The organism is Enterococcus alcedinis, from assembly GCF_014635985.1.
Classification (GTDB): Bacteria; Bacillota; Bacilli; order Lactobacillales; family Enterococcaceae; genus Enterococcus_I; species Enterococcus_I alcedinis.
Window position 1 is genome coordinate 16,280 of the sequence record NZ_BMDT01000004.1, and the last position, 22,494, is coordinate 38,773.

Annotated in this window: 23 protein-coding genes and 1 pseudogene; 14 read left to right on the forward strand and 10 right to left on the reverse strand. The window is 36.5% G+C overall.

The window, feature by feature from the left end; translation table 11 throughout:
• Nucleotides 1-3: 3 nt before the first annotated feature.
• Together IEV09_RS05695 and IEV09_RS05700 are read left to right on the forward strand one after the other, a co-directional pair.
• Nucleotides 4-831 (forward strand): AraC family transcriptional regulator, encoded by an 828-nt coding sequence (locus tag IEV09_RS05695; protein WP_188367312.1) that lies wholly within the window; start codon nt 4-6, stop codon nt 829-831.
• Between the two features lie 91 nt (nt 832-922).
• A complete protein-coding gene (locus IEV09_RS05700; RefSeq protein WP_188367313.1) occupies nt 923-2,233 on the forward strand; it encodes an alpha-glucosidase/alpha-galactosidase in 1,311 nt (436 codons plus the stop codon).
• 59 nt (nt 2,234-2,292) lie between these two features.
• Here the strand turns inward: IEV09_RS05700 and thmT are convergent.
• Both thmT and IEV09_RS05710 read right to left on the reverse strand, forming a co-directional pair.
• Nucleotides 2,293-2,475, reverse strand: a pseudogene (gene thmT / locus IEV09_RS05705) (2-hydroxymuconate tautomerase); the annotation flags it as partial.
• Nucleotides 2,476-2,617: 142 nt separating this feature from the next.
• Nucleotides 2,618-3,352, reverse strand: a complete 735-nt coding sequence (locus IEV09_RS05710; RefSeq protein ID WP_188367315.1) for an IclR family transcriptional regulator — start codon at nt 3,350-3,352, stop codon at nt 2,618-2,620.
• Nucleotides 3,353-3,551: 199 nt separating this feature from the next.
• Here IEV09_RS05710 and IEV09_RS05715 point away from each other — a divergent pair, with 199 nt between their 5' ends.
• From IEV09_RS05715 to IEV09_RS05730, 4 genes are all read left to right on the forward strand, one after another.
• Nucleotides 3,552-4,886, forward strand: coding sequence for a YjiH family protein (locus IEV09_RS05715; protein ID WP_188367316.1), 1,335 nt, complete (start codon nt 3,552-3,554; stop codon nt 4,884-4,886).
• Nucleotides 4,887-4,923: 37 nt separating this feature from the next.
• The gene (locus IEV09_RS05720; RefSeq protein WP_188367317.1) at nt 4,924-5,904 is read left to right on the forward strand and encodes a C-terminal binding protein; all 981 of its coding nucleotides are present in this window, start codon (nt 4,924-4,926) and stop codon (nt 5,902-5,904) included.
• A 318-nt stretch (nt 5,905-6,222) separates the two neighbouring features.
• On the forward strand, nt 6,223-7,629 hold the full coding sequence (locus tag IEV09_RS05725; RefSeq protein WP_188367318.1) for a sulfatase family protein: 1,407 nt from the start codon (nt 6,223-6,225) through the stop codon (nt 7,627-7,629).
• Nucleotides 7,630-7,633: 4 nt separating this feature from the next.
• Nucleotides 7,634-8,749, forward strand: a complete 1,116-nt coding sequence (locus IEV09_RS05730; protein WP_188367319.1) for a radical SAM/SPASM domain-containing protein — start codon at nt 7,634-7,636, stop codon at nt 8,747-8,749.
• 39 nt (nt 8,750-8,788) lie between these two features.
• Here IEV09_RS05730 and IEV09_RS05735 read toward each other — a convergent pair whose 3' ends face one another.
• Both IEV09_RS05735 and nrdI read right to left on the reverse strand, forming a co-directional pair.
• Entirely contained in the window at nt 8,789-9,610 is an 822-nt protein-coding gene (locus tag IEV09_RS05735) for a LysR family transcriptional regulator (RefSeq protein WP_188367320.1), read from the reverse strand.
• Between the two features lie 12 nt (nt 9,611-9,622).
• Nucleotides 9,623-10,093, reverse strand: a complete 471-nt coding sequence (gene nrdI, locus IEV09_RS05740; protein WP_188367321.1) for a class Ib ribonucleoside-diphosphate reductase assembly flavoprotein NrdI — start codon at nt 10,091-10,093, stop codon at nt 9,623-9,625.
• Nucleotides 10,094-10,177: 84 nt separating this feature from the next.
• Here nrdI and IEV09_RS05745 point away from each other — a divergent pair, with 84 nt between their 5' ends.
• Complete coding sequence (locus IEV09_RS05745; protein WP_188367322.1) at nt 10,178-10,738, forward strand: GNAT family N-acetyltransferase; 561 nt, start codon at nt 10,178-10,180, stop codon at nt 10,736-10,738.
• Between the two features lie 188 nt (nt 10,739-10,926).
• Here the strand turns inward: IEV09_RS05745 and IEV09_RS05750 are convergent, their stop codons facing one another.
• Together IEV09_RS05750 and IEV09_RS05755 are read right to left on the reverse strand one after the other, a co-directional pair.
• Nucleotides 10,927-11,442, reverse strand: a complete 516-nt coding sequence (locus IEV09_RS05750; RefSeq protein ID WP_188367323.1) for an LURP-one-related/scramblase family protein — start codon at nt 11,440-11,442, stop codon at nt 10,927-10,929.
• 134 nt (nt 11,443-11,576) lie between these two features.
• Nucleotides 11,577-12,446: a Cof-type HAD-IIB family hydrolase gene (locus IEV09_RS05755; protein WP_188367324.1), complete on the reverse strand. Its 870-nt coding sequence runs from the start codon at nt 12,444-12,446 to the stop codon at nt 11,577-11,579.
• 131 nt (nt 12,447-12,577) lie between these two features.
• Here IEV09_RS05755 and IEV09_RS05760 point away from each other — a divergent pair, with 131 nt between their 5' ends.
• From IEV09_RS05760 to IEV09_RS05780, 5 genes are all read left to right on the forward strand, one after another.
• A complete protein-coding gene (locus IEV09_RS05760) occupies nt 12,578-13,258 on the forward strand; it encodes a uracil-DNA glycosylase (RefSeq protein ID WP_188367325.1) in 681 nt (226 codons plus the stop codon).
• 150 nt (nt 13,259-13,408) lie between these two features.
• Nucleotides 13,409-14,389 (forward strand): phosphate acetyltransferase, encoded by a 981-nt coding sequence (pta, locus tag IEV09_RS05765; protein ID WP_306450217.1) that lies wholly within the window; start codon nt 13,409-13,411, stop codon nt 14,387-14,389.
• A gap of 267 nt (nt 14,390-14,656) precedes the next feature.
• Nucleotides 14,657-15,034 carry an MmcQ/YjbR family DNA-binding protein gene (locus IEV09_RS05770; protein WP_188367327.1) on the forward strand — a complete coding sequence of 126 codons (378 nt, stop codon included), beginning with the start codon at nt 14,657-14,659 and terminating at the stop codon, nt 15,032-15,034.
• Between the two features lie 19 nt (nt 15,035-15,053).
• Complete coding sequence (tsaE, locus tag IEV09_RS05775; RefSeq protein ID WP_188367328.1) at nt 15,054-15,527, forward strand: tRNA (adenosine(37)-N6)-threonylcarbamoyltransferase complex ATPase subunit type 1 TsaE; 474 nt, start codon at nt 15,054-15,056, stop codon at nt 15,525-15,527.
• Nucleotides 15,520-16,056, forward strand: a complete 537-nt coding sequence (locus IEV09_RS05780) for a GNAT family N-acetyltransferase (RefSeq protein WP_188367329.1) — start codon at nt 15,520-15,522, stop codon at nt 16,054-16,056. The genes tsaE and IEV09_RS05780 overlap by 8 nt, the downstream gene beginning before the upstream one ends.
• Nucleotides 16,057-16,115: 59 nt before the next feature.
• On the opposite strand, the gene IEV09_RS05785 is transcribed toward IEV09_RS05780, so the two are convergent.
• The gene (locus tag IEV09_RS05785; protein WP_188367330.1) at nt 16,116-16,868 is read right to left on the reverse strand and encodes an exodeoxyribonuclease III; all 753 of its coding nucleotides are present in this window, start codon (nt 16,866-16,868) and stop codon (nt 16,116-16,118) included.
• Between the two features lie 152 nt (nt 16,869-17,020).
• On the opposite strand from IEV09_RS05785, the gene murB reads away from it, so the two are divergent.
• Nucleotides 17,021-17,923, forward strand: a complete 903-nt coding sequence (murB, locus tag IEV09_RS05790) for a UDP-N-acetylmuramate dehydrogenase (protein WP_188367331.1) — start codon at nt 17,021-17,023, stop codon at nt 17,921-17,923.
• Nucleotides 17,924-18,061: 138 nt separating this feature from the next.
• Here the strand turns inward: murB and IEV09_RS05795 are convergent, their stop codons facing one another.
• Together IEV09_RS05795 and celB are read right to left on the reverse strand one after the other, a co-directional pair.
• A complete protein-coding gene (locus IEV09_RS05795) occupies nt 18,062-18,772 on the reverse strand; it encodes a GntR family transcriptional regulator (RefSeq protein WP_188367332.1) in 711 nt (236 codons plus the stop codon).
• 67 nt (nt 18,773-18,839) lie between these two features.
• Nucleotides 18,840-20,111: a PTS cellobiose transporter subunit IIC gene (gene celB, locus IEV09_RS05800; protein ID WP_188367333.1), complete on the reverse strand. Its 1,272-nt coding sequence runs from the start codon at nt 20,109-20,111 to the stop codon at nt 18,840-18,842.
• A 181-nt stretch (nt 20,112-20,292) separates the two neighbouring features.
• Between celB and gmuD the strand changes: the two genes are divergently transcribed.
• Nucleotides 20,293-21,690 carry a 6-phospho-beta-glucosidase GmuD gene (gene gmuD, locus IEV09_RS05805; RefSeq protein WP_188367334.1) on the forward strand — a complete coding sequence of 466 codons (1,398 nt, stop codon included), beginning with the start codon at nt 20,293-20,295 and terminating at the stop codon, nt 21,688-21,690.
• 149 nt (nt 21,691-21,839) lie between these two features.
• Here gmuD and IEV09_RS05810 read toward each other — a convergent pair whose 3' ends face one another.
• A complete protein-coding gene (locus IEV09_RS05810; protein ID WP_188367335.1) occupies nt 21,840-22,487 on the reverse strand; it encodes an ECF transporter S component in 648 nt (215 codons plus the stop codon).
• Nucleotides 22,488-22,494 lie beyond the last annotated feature (7 nt).

Consider the following 22,494-nt stretch of genomic DNA (forward strand, 5'->3'; position numbering starts at 1 on the left):
AAGATGGAAGAATATTTTTTTGAAAAATCATTTTTTAATGATTTGTATTTGTATAATATCGGACATCAAAAATGCGCCCCTTCCCATCAATTCGGTCCCAGTATAAGAGAAAATTATATCTTACATTTTATTGTTAAAGGGGCAGGGACTTTTAAAGTTGAAGGGATAAACTATGAATTAACAAAAGGTGATTTCTTTTTGCTGCGTCCATCGGTTGAAACCGATTATCAGGCGAGTGCGGCGAATCCATGGGAATATTATTGGATTGGCTTTGATGGTGAGAAAGTCGAAGAAATCTTACATTACTTAAAAATTGATTCCGCTAGTCATGTTGGAAAGGCCCAAAATGAAGAGCTTGTCCTCGAACGCTTGAAACAAATTTTTCAACCTAATTTACTAGCAAACGCGAATCAACTAGTCGTTCAGCGTTATTTATACGATATATTGAGCGTCTTTCACTCAGAGGTGGTACGTAGTGATTCACTAGAGGAAGAAAAAAGACGCTATAGTTACTCCTTCATGACATATGTTAAACACTATTATCAAAAAAATGATTTACAAATCGCTGAAATTGCGGAAACATTTGGCTTAAATAAGTCCTATTTTAGTCAGGTAATTAAACAAGAAATGGGAATGACGCCGAATGAGTACTTGAGCTTTGTTCGGATGGAAGAGGGCGCGCGTTTATTGTTAAAGAGCGAAAAAAGTGTGAAAGAAATTGCTTTTTTAGTTGGCTACGAAAATCCGTTGACTTTTTCAAGGGCGTTTAAAAATTATCATGGCGTGAGTCCGATGACTTATCGCGAAAAAATAACCGAATCTAAAAAATAGTGATAGAAACCTAAAAAAGTGTTATGGCTAATAGAGAGCGCTTCCTTTATGATTTAAGTAGAAAGAAGAACAATCACAAGGAGGCAGTTCAATGGTTAAAATTACTTTTATCGGTGCAGGTAGTACTGTTTTTGCAAAAAATGTCTTAGGAGATGCGATGCTAACGCCAAGTTTGCAATATGCGGACATCGCTTTATATGATATCGATGAGGAACGTTTACGTGAATCGGAATTAATGTTGAAAAATATCAATAAAAATTCAAATGACAACCGTGCAACGATTAAAACCTATTATAATCGAAAAGAGGCGCTAAGAGGGGCAGATTTTGTTGTTAATGCAATTCAAGTAGGCGGTTATGAACCATCAACAGTTATTGACTTTGACATCCCTAAAAAATATGGATTACAGCAAACGATTGGTGATACGTTGGGGATTGGCGGGATTTTCCGTGCGTTACGTACGATTCCAGTGATGGTAGCTTTTGCCAAGGAGATGGAAGAAGTTTGTCCGAATGCGTTACTATTAAACTACACCAATCCAATGGCGATGTTAACGATGGCTGTTTCAAAAGCGACCTCAATTAAAACGGTCGGACTTTGTCACAGTGTTCAAGTTTGTGTTCCGGATTTATTCCATTATTTAGGTATTAGTGAAGATTATGACTTAAACGATTTCCAGTGGAAAATTGCAGGGATCAATCATATGGCGTGGCTACTTGAAATTAATTATAAGGGAGAAGATTTTTATCCTGTAATTAAAGAAAAGGCTTTGGAAAAACCGATGCCACACCATGATGCGGTTCGTTTTGAATTGATGCGTAACTTTGGGCATTATATTACAGAATCGAGTGAGCATAATGCAGAATATCATCCATACTTTATTAAATCGAAGTACCCAGAATTAATTGAAAAATTTGGTATTCCAATTGATGAATATTTACGTCGTTGTGTGGATCAAATTGCTGGTTGGGAAAAGCAACGAGACGAGATTGTTCATAATGGTCAATTAACGCACACAAGAAGTCAGGAATATGCCTCATATATTATGGATGCAATGGTTACTGGCAATCCCACAACAATTGCTGGAAACGTAATGAACACAGGATTAATTACCAATTTACCAACAGACAGTTGTGTCGAAGTCCCTTGTTTAGTTGATAAAAATGGGATTCAACCAACCTATGTAGGCGATCTTCCAACACAGTTAGCGGCGTTGAATCGGACGAACATTAACGTGCAACAATTAACAGTCGAAGCCGCATTAACTTTAGATCGTAATAAAATTTACCAAGCCGCTTTAATGGATCCACATACAAATTCAGAATTGTCGATTGATGATATTCGCAATTTAGTCGATGATTTAATTGAAGCGCATGGTGATTACTTACCGAAATATCATTAATTCACAAAAAAACAGTCATTTGATAACGAAATTTTGTTATCAAATGACTGTTTTTTGTTTTATTTTAGTACTTCACCACTATGTCCATAATTTTCTTTTTTCATATCGTTAATAATAATTGTTACGGCTTCTTTTCGAGCGCCAGTTGTACGAACAACGGCATCGGTTACTTCTTTAATTAGTTGCTCTTTTTGCTCAGGTGTGCGACCTTCAAGCATTTGAATATTGATAATCGGCATCTGTTTTCCTCTTTTCTATTTGATAATGTCCTTTTATTTTAGCATATACCTAGAAGTTAGGCGATGTTTAATCATGCGATAAATTCGTATGAATCAGGGCTCAATTTAATGCGTTTGAGGTCATTTTCTTTCTGTTCTTCTTTATTTAAGAATTAATTTTAGCGACTTCTTTTAAGAGCAATTGTTCAATCTTTTCGAAATTTTTATAGGCAAGGCGTGTGGTCGGTCCAGAGATGCCGATCGTAGCAATGAGTGTATTTTGCGCTAAGACTGGAACGGATAAACACGTTAGACCATATTCGTACTCTTCTTTATCGTAAGAAATACCAGTTGATAAGATCTTTTTCTTTTCTTCCAGAAAAGCTTCGTAATTGGTAATCGTATGAATCGTTCGTGGTGTCAACTTTTGTGTGAAATAAGCTTGTAGTTGTTTCTCGCTCATGTAGCTGAGCACCATTTTTCCAGAACTAGAACAATACAGATCAGACTCTGGGGCGAGATTCGATTGAAGGGCATAAAATTCGCCGATTTCTGAATAAATGTTATACATTTTATCTGCTCGATGGACGGTCAAATTGACAGTCTCGCCCGTTAGTTTTGAAAGATTTTTAAGGACAGGTAGACATTTATGAATCAAATTTTGATCGGCATTTACTCCGACTTGATAACTCAAAAATTTATAACTAAGATAATATGTTTCTTCACAATCTTGGATGAGAAGTCCAGCTGATTCCAACGTTTTTAATAAACGAAAGGCACTTGTTTTGGGTAAATTTAATTGTTTTGCAATTTCTGAAATACCGAGACCTTCATTTTTACTAATTAAATCAATGATCTTAGCGGCATTTAAGACTGATTTATTCAGTTCTTCACGACTCATTCATTTTTCCCTCATTCTTTTTTATTTACTTAGTATTATACTTCTTTTTTTGTGAAAACGATAGATTGAAAAAAATTAAACGTAAAAATTAATGTGACTAATTTCACATTATCTATTGCAAAAACGACTTATGTGTCCTATAATCGAAATCGGAATGACGTTCCGTTTTTATTTTTTGTTGTTAGAGAGGAAGAGGAAAATGTCGAAAAGTAAAAATCAATTAATGAATCGATTGAAGTTTATGTTAGGAACTGCTTTTGGAATTTTATTTGTTTTAATCCCATTTAATTTCAATGGCACAGTGGATACAATTTTATTTTATTATTTAAAACTATTTATTGCTAAGTTTGATGGGATCTTGCAACTGATTTTAGTGATGCTAATTATTTTAAGTGCTTTATTATCTCTGATTGATCAACTCAAGCCGGATACGATGATTCGTAAACAGCGCTTAATGGCGAAATTATTTTCAACAACTCCTTTTTATGTTGTTAACCGAATTTTAGGAGCAATCATAGCAATCATGGTTTATTTTCAAGTTGGACCGGAATTTTTATTTTCGGCTGATACCGGTGGTGCAATGTTGTCTTTAGCAACACAATTATCGGTGATTGTGCCAATGATGCTTTTGTTCCAAACGTTTATTTTAGAATTTGGTGCAATGGAATTTTTAGGTGAATTTATTGGTGTTATTGTCCGTCCGTTGTTTAAAACGTCTGAAATTTGTGCGACGAGTATTTTAAGTGCGTGGGTAGGTCCCGGAAATGCGGCAATTATGGGCACGCGCGAACTTTTTGAAAAAGGCTATTTTACGATGAAAGAAATGGCAATTATTGGCACACAATTTGCAACTGGAAGTATTGGTTGGATTGTCGTTGTTTCTTCCGTTTTGGGAGTCGTTGATCAGTTAGGATGGATTATTTTAATTTTAGCGCTTGTTTCGATTATTGTCGCTTTTGTAAGTGTCCGTATTCCGCCAATCTCTAAATATCCAGAAACGTATATCGAAGGAAAAGAAACGACTCAAGTGGTTGAACAAACAGGTAGCGCTTGGAATCGTGCGGTAACAAATGCTTCGAATCGAGCGGGAGACGTTTCGTTAAAAAACTTTACAAGTAAAATCGATAATATGACTTTTTATGTTTTATGGTTGACGCCAATTATTGTTTGTTGGGGAACGATTGCGTTAATTGTTGCGCTATACACACCAATCTTGGCTTTTATTTCCTTACCGATTCAATGGATTTTACAACTGTTTAACGTGGCTGATGCATCACAAGCAGCGAGTGCAATCATGTCAGGTTTTGCGGATAACTACTTACCCGTTATTTTAGCATCCAATATTGCCTCAGTGGAAACGAGAATGATTGTGGCAATCATGAGTATTATGCCAATTATTTATCTGTCTGAAACGGCAACCCTATTAACATCAACGAAAGCAGTACCGAAGTTTCTTGATGTCGTGCTAATTTTTATTCAACGTACTTTTATTGCATTACCATTTGTCGTTATTTTAGTCAAAATGATTTTATAAGTATTTTTATAGTAAAAAATGAAAGAGGGAAAGATTGATGTTAAAAGTTGTACGATTATTTGAAGATGATACGTTCGAACAAGAAAAGAAAATGATAGAAAAATTAGGTTTAGCGATTGATTTACAAGTCAGACCAAGTGTGACAGAAGAAGAAGTGATTGAAAATGCGAAAGATGCGGATGTCATCATTACTGTTTATGAGCCGCTGACAAAAAATGTATTGCAACAATTACCGAATTTAAAATTAGTCCTGTTTCGTTCGATTGGCTTCAATACGATTGATCTAGAATATGCCAATCAAATAAACTTACCTGTCTCACATATTAGTCGTTATTGTACCGATGAAGTCGCGAACTATGTCGTTGCTGCAATTTTAATGCACAATCGTCGCTTACATGACTTTAATCAAGCAGTAAAAAATGACTTTTTATGGGATTCAGAAATGTTCCCAAGTATGCGTAGATTATCTTCACTGACAATTAGTTTGATTGGATTTGGGAATATTCCACGATTAGTTGTCGAGCGTCTAAAAGCATTTGGACCAAAGTTTATTGCTTATGATCCGTTTGTGACAGAAGAAGAGATGGCAAAATATGGTGTTGAAAAAGTGACATTAGAAGAAACGTTTGCACAAGCAGATTACATTTCGTCACACTTACCATTAAATGCAAAAACGGAAAAAATCTTAAATCAAACATTATTCTCCTTAACGACGAAGCAACCAATTTTTATTAATTCCTCACGTGGTGGGGTCGTTGATGAAGCTGATTTATATGAAGCCTTAACGAACGGCCAATTAAGTTACGCCATTTTGGATGTCTTAACTTCTGAAGACCCAGATTTGAAAAACGAGAAATTATTGACGTTAGACAATACGATTGTCACGCCACATATTGCTTTTTATTCGCAAGAAGCGTTTATTCAAGGAGCACAAGACAACATTAAGAATTTAGCATGTTTCTTAAAAGATGAGTATCAGCAAGCTGAAATTGTGAATTTATCCGCATTGAAAAAATAAGAATCAAACGTTGTAGCAACTAAAAGAATCGTTCCAGTCCATGAGAGTTCGGACTGAAACGATTTTTTTATTAAAGAATATTCAAAAAACACTTCGAATTTTCACCTTTGGATTTTAGTATGTTTTAATCATACGGCTTGGATAGTAAGTATTGGTACATGTATCTGAGGTTAATCCGCCACGATTATCAAAAAGGTTTTTGTGTAAAAGATATTGTAGATGTAGCTAAGACAAATGATAAAAAGAGAATATTCCATTGTGAAAAAAGTTTCAACATGATAGGCTAAATTTATGGATAAAGGAAAAGGTGGCAGGCTAATGACCAAAAAAAATATTTTGTTTTTAATTGCAGATGATCAACGTTTCGATACGATTCATGCGTTAGGAAATAGTGAGATTCAGACACCTCATCTCGATAAGTTGGTTGCAAGAGGTGTGGCTTTTGAGGAAGCCTTTATTCCAGGAGGGACGAGTGGTGCGGTTTGTATGCCTTCACGGGCGATGATTCAGACGGGGCGCTATCTAACGAGCTGGGATAACTTTGGCGAAACGCTTCCCCAGGAACACGCATTATTAGGAGAAGAATTAAAAGAATACGGCTATCAAACGTGTGGAATTGGTAAGTGGCATAATGGATTAGAGAGTTACCATCGCAGCTTTAGTGATGGAGGAAAAATCTTTTTTGGTGGTATGTGGGATCACTGGAATGTGCCGGTAAATAAGTACCATGCAGACGGTGATTATGGTGCGTTTAAAAACTTTACGTACAATCCTTTTTCAACGAATACGATTGTTAAAATACCGGCAGAAGAAATAGCGATTGGCAAGCACTCAACCGATTTATTCGCGGATGAAATCATTGATTATATTGAAAAGAGACGGGATAAAGAGGTGCCTTTTTATCTTTATGGAAGTTTTTTAGCACCGCATGATCCACGAACGATGCCTGAAAAATTCCAAAAAATGTATGATCCAGAAAAATTGACGCTACCAGAAAATTTTGCAAGTGAGCATGCTTTTTCTTTTGATATTCAAGGGGAACGAGATGAGACATTGGAAGCCTATCCTCGAACGGAGGCAGCGATTCGTCAACATTTGGCAGATTATTATGCGATGATTTCTCATATTGATGAACGAATAGGCACTATTGTGGAAGCGCTTGAAAACCAAGGGATTCTGGATGACACCTTAATTGTTTTTACTGGCGACAATGGGTTAGCGATTGGCCAGCATGGTTTGATGGGGAAGCAAAATTTATACGATCATAGCATTCGTGTGCCGTTAATTATGGCAGGTCCAGGGATTCCGAAAAATCGAAGACAAGCAGGAAAAGTCTTTTTACTCGATTTAATGCCGACCATTTTAGATTATGTAGGTGCGCCGATTGTAGAAGGAATTGCAGGGCAAAGCTTGTTGCCAATGATTGTCGATGAAAGTCATGGGCGTGAGGTACTTTATTTGATGTTCACGAATAAAGTTCGTGGTATTGTGACGGAAGAATATAAATATTTGGAGTATCGCACGATTGATGGGCACATGTTTCAATTGTTTGATCGAGAAAAAGATCCTTATGAAACGCATAATCTTATTTTTGAGGTTGGTTTTGAAAATATCAAAAAGGGCTTACAAAAACAAATGTATGCGTTAGCTAAAGACCTTGGAGATACGGAGTTTCATCAAGGAAAAGAGTATTGGGATAATTATATCCACATGAGAGGAATGTAGTGATTTGAAACATATTTCTGTTTTAATCAAACCGGCTTCGGGATTATGTAATATCCGTTGCTCGTATTGTTTTTATGCCAATGTAACGTCTTTACGAGAAGTGGAATCGTATGGTCGTATGACGAAGGATGTCGCAGAAAAAATGATTGCACAAATCTTTGTTGATTTAGTTGATGGTGATCAATTAACGTTAGCGTTTCAAGGTGGTGAACCAACGATTGCCGGGTTGCCATACTTTCGTAGAATCAAAGCATTGGTTGAAGAACAAACCCAATTAAAAGCTGTCGCAGTCCATTACGCGATTCAAACGAATGGAATGGTGATTAATGATCCTTGGTGTCAATTTTTAAAAGAAAATAATTTTCTAGTTGGTTTATCAATCGATGGGCACCCGATGTATCATGATATGCATCGCTTAGATACGAAAGGTAAAGGGACCTTTCATCGTGTGTTAAAAACGAAACACTTATTCGACCAGTATGAGATTGAGTACAATGTTTTATGTGTGCTAACGAATCCTTTAGCAAAATCGGCAAAAAAAGTCTATCAATTTTTGCAAAAGGAAAATATTCAATACATTCAATTTATACCTTGTCTAAACGATTTAGGTGTAGAAAAACGCTCTTCTTATGCTTTAACACCTGAGCGTTTTGCTAGTTTTTATCGTCAAATGTTGCGTTATTGGTTAGAAGAATTAGAAGCGGGGACGTATCGAAGTATTAAATTATTTGACGATGTCTTTCATCTTATGACTAGCCGTCAAGTCAATGCGTGTGGCTTGGTCGGAAACTGCCAAGTACAGTATGTGATTGAGGCAGATGGTAGTGTCTATCCTTGTGATTTTTACGTGCTGGATGAGTATCGTCTAGGCTACATTCAAGAACAAGGACTAAAGGAACTCTTTGAACAAGACGTTTCAAAAGCTTTTTTATGTGATAAGCCTGAGCTTTCGAGTTACTGTCAATCTTGTCCATTTCTACAAATGTGTCATGGTGGTTGCAAGCGCATGCGTGATTCGATGTACCTTTCAAAACAAGAAGATTTTTGTGGATATCAAACCTTCTTAAAAGATTTTTTACCGCAATTACAAACGATTGAACAGCATATTCGCGCAATTTAAATAGACAAAAAACCACGAATTCTCGTGGTTTTTTGTTTGTTATAGAGTGTCTGTTAGGGATTCACGAATAAATAAGGCAACATCTTGCAAAAGATCAGGAATAATTTCTTCTCTTGTTAAAAAATAAAAGTTTCGAAAATTATCTGAATCGAGTGTTTCAAAGGGAATGTCATCATTAATGACACGTTTCGATAAAATGGCTCGTCCAGCTCCGTTGTTGATGAGGCTTTCAATCATTTCATTGCTATTGGATTTAATGATGGTCGGTGAGAGATTATTTCTTCGTAAATAGCGATCATTGAGTTCCCTTAAGGGGTTTTTATTTTCGTTTAAAATCCAATAGTTGGACTCGGAATCGCCGGCTACAACCAGTTCGTCTTCTACGAGTAAGTAACGATTCAAGTGTTCGCTCCGTTCCGCCCATTCGATCAGTCCAAAATCAAATTTTGCTTGCTCAACACCATGAACAATTTCTTGATAACCCAAAATCGGGAAATGGAAATCAATCATTGGAAATTTCTCAGTCAAGGCCGGGGCGTATTGAGCTAACAAATGTATGCCACATGTTTTAGTACATGCAATGACACAAGTTTCACGAACATCGGGATCGTTACCGATATGCAAGAGAACATCTTCCCACTCTTCGATCATTTTAATGATTCGAGGGTATAGAAATTCAGCTGCAGGAGTCGGAACGATTTCTTGCTTGCCATTACGAATAAATAATTTTGTGTTTAAATGGTCTTCGAGTTTTTTGATTTGCGATGATACGGTAGGTTGAGATAAAAATAACGTATCGGCTGTCCGTGTAAAGTTATGTGTTTCGTAAACAGAGATAAACGTTCTTAAAATTTGGAACATGTAGGCACCTCATTAGTCTTTTGCTTCATAATTTTGACAAATATCACATAAAATTGTATAAATTTTTTCGATTTCTTTCGGATTGCCTCGTAATTCGAAATCGGCAATCATTGGTACGTCAAATTGTTGTGCATATTGTTTGGCTGTCAAGCAGTATTGGTGAGCGAAATTTTTATTTCCACTTCCGATAATGCCTAGGCAGAGTTGATGATTTTCTTGGCTGTCTAGATAATCACGCAAACTTTCCGTCATGATTTCTTGATCGCCACTGTCTAGTCCGTTGCCACCTTCTAAATAAGTAGGAACTACCACAACATAGGGACTCGTTTCTTCTTCAATCTTGACGTTATCGTGAATTTCTTTTATGTGAATCAGTGGGCAATCACTGTTTTCCTCGTGTTTGACCTCAGATAATTGTTGGATTCGTTTTGCAAACGATCGGCTATTGCCAGAAATAGAAATATAAAGTAAATTAAGAATCATAGCTTTGATAACCTCCTTGGAGATAGTATATCAAAGATTGGCGAAGAAGATAACTGGTAGTTGAAGGAAAGGAAGTAAAAAGAAATGATACGCACAGCGAAGATTGAAGACGCACAAGCCATTGCAGAGCTTGTTTTAGTCGTTTTAAAAGATATGGAAGTTGATTTTTTAACACAATTTGGTGAAGAAAAAACAGTCGAGGTCATAAAAAAAGCGGTCGAATCACCGACCTATCGTTATGGTTATCAACGTGGCATTATAAAAGAAATTGACGGAGAAGTTGCTGGGATTGCTTTTGGTTATTTAGCTGAAGAAGAACCAATGATTGATCAGCCCTTATCAGAAACATTGGAAAAAATGGGATTACCAGACGCCCCGATTTTCGTTGATTTAGAAACTTATCCGAATGAATGGTATTTAGATACGATTGTTGTGAGTGAGAAGTTTCGCGGATGTGGTGTCGGAACGGAATTGTTAGCAGCAGTCAATCAGGCAGCTAAAAAAGCAGGGGCGAATAAAGTTGGACTATGTGTCGACTTAGCGAATCCTAAAGCTCAACAACTTTATCAACGACAAGGGTATAAAATTGTGGGTGAACAAGTACTCAGCGGACATGATTACTATCATATGCAACGCTTAATTTGATTGGAAAAGTATAAGGAAGTGTGATAAAAGTTGTTCTTCTCTGAGATACTGGCGCTGCATTTGAGCGATGATGGCTTTCAATAACTCGAATTTCGCAACGTTTTTTGACAGGGGCGACTTTTATACCTGTCCGTTAATCAAATGCTCGTAACGAAAAAGAGGCTGGGATAAAAACCACAGCCTCTTTCCTATGTGATATCAAGTACTTCATTGTAATAGGTGGGCTGACTACGTTCACGGTTATAAGACCAGTAATCGAGCACACTAGCGATGCAAATACATTTAGCCGCATTGCGATCATCATTGACTTGTAATTGATAATGATCTCCCATCATTAAACGTGTTTTAGACATACGCATAATTTGATTGGTAAAATGATTCACACGGTATTCATGTTGATAAATATTACCGTGAGCCATCCAGTGAAGTTGGGAAATATAATAAAAATCATTGGGCCAGTTTAAAAAATGTTGCATCGTGCCAACTTTTTTATCATTTTCGTAAATTTCAAAGCGCCGAACAAAAGCCAATCGGTCTTTTTTTATGTATGCAATGGACCGACCATTCATATCATAAAGAGTCAAACGACTACCGAGATCGCCAAGACGACCAGTAAGTAAGTATAATGGTTGTCCATTATGATCTTTAACAATTGTTTTAGGTGAAGATCCAAAGGGTTTTTCTTGAATTAAAAAATCAGACATCCTAAACGATCCTTTCTAAAATGGAGAATAAATTGTTGAAAAGAAGACGCCTGAAAATCATTTGATGTGATGATTCGGCGTCTTTTTAAGGGGCATCGTATTTGGCATGGTGTCATTACTTGGACAAGAAAGAGTTACAGCTTCTCATCAATGGCACGGACAATTGCTTTTCCTACGCCAGAGTTCATATTTTCGTGTGTTACATATTTCGCTTCTTCGTGTAATTCGACAACCGCATTGCCCATTGCAAAACTGACACCCGCAACTTGAATCATACTTAAGTCATTCAAGTTATCACCAATCGTCATGACATTTTCTAAATTGATTTGACGATCATTGGCAACATGTGTAACAGCAATGCCTTTTTGAGCATGTTTGTGGTTGATTTCAATATTGTTTGTACCAGAAGAAGTGACAACGCAATCTTCAAATTTTGCAATCTTTTTGGCTGCTGGACCTAAGAAATCAGGACCACGTTTATCAAAACAAATGACTTTCAAAATTTCAGTATCCTCTTGATGAACTAAGTCGCGTAAATTAGGTGTGACGTCAACAGGGAAGAACTCTAGATGCGCCACAGTCATCGCAATCGCTGCTTTTTGAGTTAAGTGTGGAAAAGCATCAATAATATGAGTTGAGAAATGTTCGATACGTGATTCTTTACTATTTGTATAGGTACCATTTTGTGTCGATAATTCATAATAAATACCATGTTCATCTAAAATATCAAACATTTCAAAGACTTCTTTTTTATCTAGTGGGGTAGTGAAAAGTGAATTGCCTTCTTTATCAAAAACATGTGCACCATTTAAAGTAATCATTGCACATTTTATCCCTGCTTTTTCAAGTGGGGGAAGTGCTTCCGCTCGATTTCGACCAGTTGCAATCATGAATTCCACACCGTGTTGTTCCGCGTAGCGAATCGCATCGATATTTTCTTGTGTAATATTCAACTCTGAGTCAAGTAGTGTACCATCCATATCTGAAGCAATTAATTTAATCATACAGCTTACCTTCCAATCATCTATTTATTATGTTTAGTGTAACATAAATTAGGAAGATTATCTTAGAATCAAAAAGGATTAGTTGAGGAATTTTAGAAATTGTTTTATTCTTAGTAAGAGGAGTTGACGTAATGAAACCATGGAGTCAATATAGTTGGCAACGATTATTAGCTGACGAATTTGAAAAAGAATATTTTCAAGATTTATTTAAATTTATTGATCAAGAATATGAGGAAACAACGGTATACCCACCAAAGGAATTGATATTCTCTGCTTTTGAACATACGCCTTACGAGGAAGTGAAAGTCGTCATTTTAGGACAAGATCCATACCACGGTGCCAATCAATCACACGGTTTAGCATTTTCCGTACAAAAAGGCGTGAAGATTCCGCCGTCGTTACGCAATATGTATAAGGAGTTAGCCAGTGATTTAAATATTCCACCGGCTAGCCATGGTAATTTAATTAGCTGGGCAGACCAAGGGGTGTTATTGTTAAACACTGTTTTAACCGTGAGAGAAGGCGAAGCTTATTCTCATCGTAAACAGGGTTGGGAGCAGTTTACCGATCGAGTGATTGAAGTTTTGAATGCACGTGAAGAACCAATTATTTTTGTTTTATGGGGAAAACCCGCTCAACAAAAAGCGGCAATGATCGATACCCAAAAACATGTCATAATTCAATCGTTTCATCCAAGCCCATTATCAGCGAGCCGTGGTTTTTTTGGTTCCAAACCGTTTTCTAAAGTGAATGATGCACTAAAAAAATTAGGGAAAGAACCAATTGATTGGCAAATACCAGAAGAAATGTAACAGATTTCAAAAAAAGTTGAAACAGTTGTCTAGATTTTCAGAAAAGGTCAAACAATCCTCGCTTTTTTTCATTAATACAGTTGAAAAAACTGTTATTTTTTGAGTAAATGGTGTATGATAAATAGGAATAAAGATTCTGGAGGGTTTATTGTGGAACTATTTGATAGCTTAAAATTTAAAATTGTACGTCGTGGAATTCGTATCGCATTCCCGGAAGCAACAGATACACGTATTCTAAGTGCCGTTGCTCGTTTAAAAGGTGAAGAACTAGTTGAACCAATTTTAATTGGTAAACGAGCAGATATTGAGCAAGCAGCAGCTGTTCGTGGAATCAGCATTGCAAACATGCAAATTTATGATCCAAATGACTGTGATCGTTGGGATGAAGTTGTTGATGCTTTTGTTGAAGTTCGTAAAGGTAAAGCAACACGTGAGCAAGCAGAAGTTTTATTAAAAGATGAGAACTATTTTGGAACAATGTTAACACACATGGGAATTACTGATGGGCTCGTTTCAGGAGCGATTCACTCAACTGGTGATACTGTGCGTCCAGCGTTACAAATTATTAAAACAAAACCAGGAATTAGCCGTACAAGTGGTGCGTTCCTAATGATGCGCGGAAACGAACAAGAAAAGTACTTGTTCTCAGACTGTGCAATCAACGTAAATCCATCACCACAAGAATTAGCTGAAATTGCAATTGCTTCAGCAGAAACAGCAAAAATGTTCGATATTGATCCTAAAGTTGCGATGTTAAGCTTCTCAACAAAAGGATCAGCAAAAGCACCTCAAGCAGATGCGACAATCGAAGCAACTCGTATTGCAAAAGAATTAGCACCAGACTTAGTGATTGATGGTGAATTACAATTTGATGCAGCTTACAACCAATCAGTTGCTCAATTAAAAGCACCGGAATCAGAAGTTGCAGGTAAAGCAAACGTTTATGTTTTCCCAGATTTACAATCAGGAAACATCGGTTACAAATTAGCACAACGTTTAGGTAACTTCGAAGCAATTGGACCAATCTTACAAGGATTAAACAAACCAATTTCTGATTTATCTCGTGGATGTAACGAAGAAGACGTCTACAAATTATCAATCATTACAGCAGCACAAACATTAAACGATTAATAGTAAACAAGGGGCCGTGACTCAAGTCGCAGCCCCTTATTTATTATGCAAACATTTGATAGATATAGGGGGGAAGAATCTGATCTTTCGGAAATTTCACTAAATTCGAGCAATCGAAAGATCAGAGTGTTCGAATTTACCTCCATTTTTTCAGAGCAAATCGATTTTTGTCACACCTTTTTTTATACGAATTTTTTGTACATTCCTGTCAACTTATAATACAATAGCGATAGTTATTCTCTACTAGATGAAAAAGGAGTGAGTGTGATGTTAGCAGATCGTTGGAAAAAACTACAAACATATGGCGCAAACTTACCTAGCGCGAAAGTTTATTTTCGTGAAGATTGGGAAGTTATTTATTTTGAACTTCAAGGAAAGATGTTTGCCTTACTCTCGCCGACGGTAGATGAGAAAACACAATTAACCATCAAAGGGGACCCTCAAAAAAATGAGGAATTGCGCGAACTCTATTCATCGATAAAACCCGGCTATCATATGAATAAAAGGCATTGGAACTCGATAATCTTACAAACAGATGAATTAACGGATGAAGAACTAACACAAATGTTATTGTCGTCGTATCAATTAGTTTTAGCAAAATTTTCTAAAAAAGAACAAGAAAAAATTAAAAATAATACAGAATAAAAGACAAGGAGATGATGAAGTGATTATTTTAGAGACGCCAGAAAAAACGGAAGCTCTTGCTGAAATTATTGGTGAAGTGGCGCAAGCGGGAGAAAATATTGTATTAACAGGTGACTTAGGAGCTGGCAAGACAACACTAACTAAGGGGATTGCTAAAGGTTTAGGCATTGATCAAATGATTAAAAGTCCGACTTATACGATTATTCGAGAGTATAGCCAAGGACGTTTGCCACTTTATCACATGGATGTTTATCGCGTAGGTGAAGGTGCAAGTGATTTAGGTTTGGATGAATATTTTGAAGGGAACGGTCTTTCAGTTATTGAATGGGGCAACTTATTAGAAGCTGACTTACCTGAAATTTATTTAGAAATTGTTCTAACGAAAGACGAAGAAGATATGAATAAGCGCTACGTTGATTTTCACGCATATGGTGAAATGGCAAAGGCCTATCAAAAAAGAATCGAAGAGAAATGGAGTCAACGCGATGAGTGAAGAATTAGAATTAACGATTCGAGAAGCAATTCCATCAGATGCAGCTGAATTATTAAAAACTACACGAAAAATTGGGCAAGAAACAGAATTTTTAGTGATGGATGAAAAAGGAATCAATTTACCTGAGGAATTACTCGCTATTCAATTAGAGGATATTTATGAAAGTTCGAATAATACTCTATTCGTTGCTTTATTAGGTGATAAAATTGTTGGAACGGCTTCGCTAAAAGGATCAAATGAAAAACGTATTTCACATATTGTTGAGCTGGGAATTTCGATTTTAAAAGATTACTGGGGAATGGGTTTAGGCAGTATTTTAATGGAAGAATTACTTTTATGGGCAGAAGAGAATCCCGAAATTTATCGGATAAAATTAACTGTCCAAGAGCAAAATACAGCAGCCATCCGACTTTATGAAAAATTTGGATTTAAAAAAGAAGCGGTCATGGAGCGTGGTGCTCGTGGAAATGATGGACGTTTTTTAAATGTTTTACTAATGAGTAAGATGATTCATGAAGTTGAAGGATAAAATGAGAAAAAGACGCGAACACCGACCGTTTTAAAACGTTGTGTTCGCATCTTTTTTTATTATTGAATCGTTAATTCAACCGGGCAATGGTCACTGCCAGTAATCTCGGTATGAATTTTGGCATCGACTAAGCGATCAATGATATCTTTTGAAGTAAGGAAATAATCAATCCGCCAACCGGCATTATTTTTGCGAGCATTGAAGCGGTAACTCCACCAAGAGTAAATGCCTTCAGTATCGGGATAGAAATGGCGGAACGTATCGACAAAGCCACTTTCCAATAAAATACCAAATTTTTCGCGTTCTTCGGGTGTAAATCCTGCATTTTTTTGGTTGGTTTTCCAATTTTTTAAGTCGATGTTCTGGTGAGCGACATTTAAATCACCACACAAAATAACTGGCTTTTCTTGATTTAGTTCAAGCAAGTAGAGACGAAAGGCTTCTTCCCATGACATGCGGTAATCCAGACGCTTAAGTTCACTTTGAGAATTGGGTGTATAACAAGTGATAACGAAAAATTCTGGATACTCTAACGTGATTACTCGTCCTTCCTGATCGTGTTCATCAATTCCAAGTCCATATCGAACAGAAATAGGCTCATGTTTTGTAAAAATTGCGGTACCAGAGTATCCTTTTTTGACAGCATAATTCCAATATTGATAATAACCAGGTAAATCGAGTTCGATTTGTCCTTCTTGTAATTTTGTTTCTTGTAGGCAGAAGAAATCAGCATCTAAAGCATTAAAAACTTCCATAAAATTTTTGCCAACGATTGCGCGCAAACCATTGACGTTCCACGAAATTAGTTTCATCTTAAAATCGCTCCCTTCTTGATTCCTCTTTATTTTAGCGCTTTATTCGACTTTGTCAAAAGGGAAAGTTCTAGGATTCTATTAAGAAGCCTAGCCATGAAGTGTGGGAAGTGCTAAAATGGGACAGAAGAAACTAAAGGAGTCGGACAAAAGTGAATTTTAAAGATCAATTAATCCAGCAATTTCCAGATTTTATTTTATATAGAGATGAACCGCTACAAAAGTATACCTTTACTGAAACGGGAGGACCTGCAGATATTTTAGCTTTTCCCAGAACGACAATGGAAGTAAAATTACTCGTTGATTATTGTCGTGAACAAGACATTCCTTGGCTTGTTCTAGGCAACGCTAGTAATTTAATTGTCCGTGATAGTGGCATTCGTGGTGTTGTTTTAATGTTGCTTGAAATGAAACAGTTAACAATTGAAGATGACCGAATGACCGTTGAGTCTGGCGCGCGTTTAATTGATGCGAGTGTCGCTGCTTACGAAGCTTCATTGACCGGATTAGAATTCGCTTGTGGGATTCCGGGTAGTGTTGGTGGTGCAGTCTTTATGAATGCAGGAGCTTATGGTGGTGAGATTAAAGACGTCTTTATTTCGTCAGATGTCTTGTTACCAAATGGTGAAATTGTAACGATGACAAAAGAAGAAATGGCTTTTCGTTATCGCCATAGTCACATTCAAGAAATGGGTGGGATTATCTTAACAAGTCGTTTCGGTTTGAAGAAAAGCAAACCATTGCCAATTAAAACGATGATGGATGAATTAACTGAACTACGGGAATCGAAACAACCCCTTGAATATCCATCATGCGGTAGTGTATTTAAGCGCCCCGAAGGACACTTCACAGGGAAACTGGTACAAGATGCTGGTTTACAAGGTTATACAATTGGAGGGGCACAAATTTCGATGAAACATGCCGGTTTTATTGTCAATATTAACAAAGCGACAGCAACCGATTATATCGAATTGATTGCCCATATCCAAACAGTGATTAAAGAAAAATTTAATGTTGATTTAGAACCTGAAGTTCGAATTATCGGCGAAAACTAAGAAATCGATAATCTTTGATGTTGAGGGGGAATGAACTTAAAAATTTTTCATCAACACTTTTGTAATGATACCTTATTCTCTAAATAGAAAAAAACGCACGAAAAGTTTAAACTTTTCGTGCGTTTTTTTGATTCTATCTCATTCAATAACGTCTAAAACAGAATAACTGCGTTGATCATAGCGATTACGACTACGGGAATACTCAATTGGTTGCCCATCCTTTAAGTAGACGATTTGCTCCACTTCTAAAATAGGATCGGATGCTTCACAATTTAAATAAGTTTTATCCAATTGATCCGCTTTATCAGCCTTAAGTTTACGGTAAGCACCAGCAAAAGTAATACCTAGTTGCTGGTGCAAATACTCATAGATTGATTTTTCTAAAATACTTGGATTTAAATCAGGAACCAACTCAGTGGGCATATAAGTATGCTCTAAAACATAAGGGGCACCATCGAGTAGGCGTAAACGAATAATTTTATAGACTGGTTTATGCTTATCTAGAAGAAGTTTCTCACGAATTAAATCATCCGGAAATTTAACTTCAAATGTAATGATTTGGCTTGTTAAGTTTCGGTCTTTCATCTGTTGACTAAGTCCATCATATTCGGTGGCGGAATAATTTTCAGATCCCCAAACACCTCGTTTTAACACACGGGTGCCTGCACCACGCTGACTATAAACAAGGCCCTCCATTGCTAAAATATTAATTGATTTTTTGATTGTTACACGACTGACCTGAAATTCTTCGACCAATTCAATTTGATTCGGCAAAAGTGAATCAGGAGGATAGATGCCGTCTGCAATTCTTTTTCGTAAAATATTTGCAATTTTTTCGTATTTCGTCAAGACAATAAGCCACCTTTCATGACTCTATTATATAGAAAGGGGACCATTTAAACAATTGAATTTCAAATTATGCAAGGGAATTGAATTGTTGCTTGTCTAAGATTTTTAAAAACGGGAACCAAATTAAACCAACAATCAAGCAATCGACAATTTGTAGCAACCCACCTAGAATGGAATTAGTGGCTAAAATACCATTGATGACAATCGGAACCGTCCAAGGAATCGCTACTCCGGTTGGGGCTGGTACAAGACCAATTGCCATTACAAAATAATTGATGCTCGTGACAACGAGGGGAGCAAGTAACCAAGGGATAAAAATCGTCGCATTCATAACAATTGGTAAGCCGAAAATAGCGGGCTCATTCACATTAAAAATACCAGGAGCTAACGCAAGTCGACCGACGTCTTTTAATTGCTTACTTCTCATGAAAAAGGCCATCAATAAAACGACAGATAATGTCATACCAGAACCACCTAAACCAACAGTAAAAATCTCCATAAAAGGCTTAGTTACAATATGTGGTAAAGCTTCGCCTGCTTTGTAAGCATCTAAATTTTCTAACATTAGCGTATTCCAAATTGGATCCATTACTGAATTAATGATGACTTGACCATGCAATCCGAAAAACCAAAGAAATTGAACAAAGAAAAGTGCGACAAGAGTAGCAGGTAAACCACTCCCTAGACCCATTAATGGTTTTTGAATCATTTCATAGACTAAATCATGAAGATTTTGGTTAAATATTCCTGTCATCACCGCATTAATTACTAGAAAAATAGTTAAAGTTAAAATTGCTGGGATTAAAGCGGCAAATGACTTTGAAACAGCTGGTGGAACACCTTCGGGCATGTTAATTTGCCATCCTTTTTTAGTGATTCTTGAAAATAATTCAGCTGCTAAAAAAGCAGCAATCATACCAATAAACATCCCTTTCGCGCCTAAACGATCTAAAGAAAGTACGCCATTGACAATCGTTTCATCTTCTAAAGTAATAAAAAAAGGAGTAACCATTAAAAATGCGGTCAAAGAAACTGCACCACCAAAGATTCCTTCAACCTCATAGGATTTACTCAAATAATACCCAATACCAAAAGTTACAAAAATCGTCATAATACTCATCGTAGCATTTTGGCCATTTCCAAATAGCTCTGCTAATGTTTCTTTTGTTTGAGTACTGAAGAAGGGTAAATTATTTAATACAACGATGATTGAACCAAACATCGTTAAGGGAAAAGAAAGCATAAAAGCGTCTCTTAAAACACTTAAATAACGATTATTACCTAACTTATTTGCAACAGGCATTATTTTTGTAGCTAATTTATCCATAAAATTATTCATTTCTCATTCTCTCCTTTAATAAATAAATGTCCTAAATTACTAAAAAATAGTTTTGAAATCGATTTCAAAATCATTGTAGCACTTTATTTTATAAATGACTAGTCTTTTATCGATTAAAGTATTGTCATTTTTAGAGTGTGGTGTATAATAGAGTAAAATCATAGACAGGGGCGATTTAGAAATGAAAAAATATCAATTTCCAGAAAATTTTTGGTGGGGATCAGCTGCAAGTGGACCTCAAACAGAAGGAAGATTAGCTGATGATGGGAAAGGAGATAGCATCTGGGATCAGTGGTTTAAAGAGTCACCAGAGCGTTTCTTTAACCAAGTTGGTCCAGAAAAAACATCACAATTTTTAACGAAATACAAAGAAGATATCCAATTAATGAAAGCAACGGGGCATACCTCTTACCGTACGAGTATTCAGTGGAGCCGTTTAATCCCAGAAGGAACAGGGGCTGTGAATCTGAAAGCTATTGAATTTTATAATGGGGTAATTGATGAATTATTGGCGAATGATATTGAACCATTTATTAATTTATTCCATTTTGATATGCCAATGAAGTTACAAGAACAAGGTGGTTGGCTCAATCGTAAAACGGTGGAAGCTTATGTTGTTTTTGCAGAAACATGCTTTAAGTTATTTGGTGACCGCGTGAAAAAGTGGTTTACTCATAATGAGCCAATCGTTCCAGTTGAGGGAGGGTATCTATATGACTTCCATTATCCAAATCATATTAATATGAGAGAAGCTGTTCAAGTTGGTTACCATGAAAACTTGGCGAGTGCGATGGCAATTAAAGCGTATCACCAACTAGAATTAGACGGTGAAATTGGAATTATTTTGAATTTAACACCAAGTTATCCACGAGATGCCGAAAACCCAGCCGATGTGAAAGCCGCAAACTATGCAGATCTATTTTTCAACCGTTCTTTTTTAGATCCAGCGATTAAAGGGGAATTCCCAAGCGAGCTCGTAGCAGTCATTAAAGAATTGGGGATATTACCAGAAGTGATGGCAGGTGATTTGGAACTAATTAAGGAGAATACGATTGATCTACTAGGAATAAATTATTATCAACCACGTCGTATTAAAGCAAAAGAAAGTGACGTCGATCATACTCATGGACCGATGCCGGATGATTATTTTGATAACTATGAAATGCCTGGAAGAAAAATGAATCCTTATCGCGGTTGGGAGATTTATGAAAAAGGAATTTATGATATTTTAACGAATGTTCGAGAAAATTATGGGAATATTCGTTGTTATATTTCAGAAAATGGTATGGGTGTCGAAGGGGAAGAGCAATATATAGATGCCCAAGGTGCTATTCAAGATGATTATCGTATTGAGTTTGTCAAAGATCATTTGAAATATATACATCAAGCAATCCAGGAAGGTAGTAATGTGCAAGGATATCATATGTGGACTTGTATGGATAATTGGTCATGGATGAACGCTTATAAAAATCGATATGGCTTTATTGCAGTTGATTTGGCTCAAGATGGCAAAAGAACAATTAAGAAAAGTGGCCATTGGTTCAAGACGGTTTCTGACTTAAATGGTTTTGAAGATTAAACGCTAGGTTATTTAGGGTATTAGGTATTCAAAGGAAAACGAGATGTCGTTTCTTTTCGGCACCTTTTGTAGCATTAATCATTAAATAAAAAAACGGTAGAGAAATGATTCTCTACCGTTTTTTTTATTTATTTACTGTGAAAAGTTGATTATTCAGAAAAGTCACGACGCGCCATAAATTTCAGTAAGACGGAAGCGACAGCTGCTGTTGCAAGACCTGCAACAATAGCCTCGGGGATTCCTTGGACAAAAATGACGGAGATAATCGCGGCGTAAACGGCATCGCCGGCTTTACCTAGTACTTCTGAATATTCTGGTTTGAATAAAAAGTAGATAAAATTCATAACTAAAATGGTATTTGTTAATCCACCAGCCAATCCAGCTAGGAAGAGACCGAATGCTTTCCCTTTATTTTTGAAGATTTTCTTACTCCATAAATAAACAAAGTAAGGAACAACCCCAATTAAGATACGGGGAATAAAAGCGACCAATAATGCTTTCCAACTTCCGCTGTCTGTTGTACCAAGTGGGGCAATAAAAGGCGAGAAGACGAAGGACATTGGCGTAATAATAATGGTGCTTCGAATCATACTAATCAAGCCAAAGCAACCACCTAAAAATCCACCTATTTTCGGACCTAAAACAATCGAAGCAATAATGACTGGAATGTGTAACGTTGTGGCATTGATTGGTCCCAGTGGAATAAATCCTAGAAATGGTACACTAGTAAGTAAAATTAAGACGCTCAAAAAAAGAGCAGTTAAGACGAGTTGAAAGGTTTTTTCTTTATTCTTCATAGAGGAC